Origin of the sequence: Litoribacter ruber, from assembly GCF_018500185.1 — a bacterium.
Taxonomy (GTDB): domain Bacteria; phylum Bacteroidota; class Bacteroidia; order Cytophagales; family Cyclobacteriaceae; genus Litoribacter; species Litoribacter ruber.
This window is the reverse complement of record NZ_JAHBGI010000036.1, coordinates 2556-4752: the sequence shown is the minus strand read 5'-3', so window position 1 is coordinate 4752 and position 2197 is coordinate 2556. Positions and strand designations below refer to the sequence as shown.

At 53.6% G+C, this 2197-nt stretch carries 1 rRNA gene (running past one end of the window); it reads right to left on the bottom strand.

Features of this window, described 5'->3' with window-relative positions:
• A 23S ribosomal RNA gene (locus KIH41_RS17935) occupies nt 1–2197 on the bottom strand (its annotated part continues 348 nt past the right edge of the window); the annotation flags it as partial.

The window sequence follows — 2197 nt, the reverse complement described above, 5'->3', positions numbered from 1 at the left end:
AGGGCCGTATTTCAAGGACGGCTCCACAGCGCCTGGCGACGCCGCTTCAAAGCCTCCGGCCTATCCTACACATCGTTTGCCCAATGCCAATGTTAAGTTGCAGTAAAGGTTCATGGGGTCTTTCCGTCCCGTTGCGGGTACGCGGCATCTTCACCGCGACTACAATTTCACCGAGCTCATGGCTGAGACAGTGCCCAGATCGTTACACCATTCGTGCAGGTCGGAACTTACCCGACAAGGAATTTCGCTACCTTAGGACCGTTATAGTTACGGCCGCCGTTTACCGGGGCTTCAGTTCAGCGCTTCTCTTACGATAACGCCCCCCCTTAACCTTCCGGCACCGGGCAGGTGTCAGGCCTTATACTTCGTGTTGCCACTTCGCAAAGCCATGTGTTTTTGATAAACAGTCGCCTGGGCCTTTTCACTGCGGCCTTCCCGCACCGAAGTGCGGGATAGGCGCCCCTTCTCCCGAAGTTACAGGGCCATTTTGCCGAGTTCCTTAGCCATGATTCACTCGAGCACCTCAGGATTCTCTCCTTGACCACCTGTGTCGGTTTGCGGTACGGGCCCTTATACGCTTGACGCTAGAAGTTTTTCTTGGAAGCCCTTAGGATCACTATNGCCATTTTGCCGAGTTCCTTAGCCATGATTCACTCGAGCACCTCAGGATTCTCTCCTTGACCACCTGTGTCGGTTTGCGGTACGGGCCCTTATACGCTTGACGCTAGAAGTTTTTCTTGGAAGCCCTTAGGATCACTATCCGATTGTCCGAAGACGCTCGGTACTATCGGCTTTCGGCTAAAGACACGCATTTGACTATGTCTCCAATACCTACAACCTTCAACGCGGTATTCCGTCACCGCGCGGATCTTTCATCACTCCGTCACTCCGTTGCCTGTATAAGGGGTACGGGAATATTAACCCGTTGTCCATCGACTGCCCCTTTCGGGTTCGCCTTAGGTCCCGACTGACCCTGATCCGATTAGCGTTGATCAGGAAACCTTGGTCTATCGGTGGGCGGGTTTCTCGCCCGCCTTATCGTTACTTATGCCTACATTTGCTTTTCCAACAACTCCAGCGCACATCGCCATGCACCTTCGCCGCCGTTGGAATGCTCCCCTACCACTGTCCGCCTGAGGCGGACNCGCCATGCACCTTCGCCGCCGTTGGAATGCTCCCCTACCACTTAGACCGATGTCTAAATCCTTCGCTTCGGTACCACACTTGATGCCCGATTATTATCGACGCCCTGCCGCTCGACCAGTGAGCTGTTACGCACTCTTTAAAGGAATAGCTGCTTCCAAGCTAACCTCCTGGCTGTCTCTGCAGCTGGACCACCTTTGTTCAACTTAGTGTGGATTTGGGGACCTTAGCGGAAGGTCCGGGTTCTTTCCCTCTCGGACAAGGACCTTAGCACCCTTGCCCTCACTGCCGGTTCTGTATGGCGGCATTCGGAGTTCGTCAGGATTTGGTAGGATGTGACTCCCCCTAGTCCTATCGGTAGCTCTACCTCCGCCATACAATTCCCGACGCTGTTCCTAAAAACATTTCGGGGAGTACGAGCTATTTCTCAGTTTGATTGGCCTTTCACCCCTACCCACAGATCATCCGGAAACTTTTCAACGTTTATCGGTTCGGTCCTCCACTCTGTTTTACCAGAGCTTCAACCTGTCCATGGGTAGATCACAAAGTTTCGCGTCTACCCCCACTGACTAAGCGCCCTGTTCAGACTCGCTTTCGCTCCGGGTACGGAACTTAATTCCTTACCCTCGCCAGTGAGGAGTAACTCGTAGGCTCATTATGCAAAAGGCACGCCGTCACCCCACTGAAGGGCTCCGACCGCTTGTAAGCGCACGGTTTCAGGTTCTGTTTCACCCCGTTATTCACGGTACTTTTCACCTTTCCCTCACGGTACTGGTTCACTATCGGTCTCTCAGGAGTATTTAGCCTTACCGGATGGTGCCGGCAAATTCAACCGGGATTTCTCCTGTCCCGGCCTACTCAGGATACCCGCCTCTGAACATCACCTTCCATTACGGGGCTGTCACCCTCTATGGCGGACTTTCCCATGTCCTTCATGTCTGCGATGTCTTCGATTATGCAGGTCCTATTACCCCGTACATGCCGTAACATGCACGGTTTGGGCTGTTCCGCGTTCGCTCGCCACTACTTACGGAATCACTGTTGTTTTCTCCTC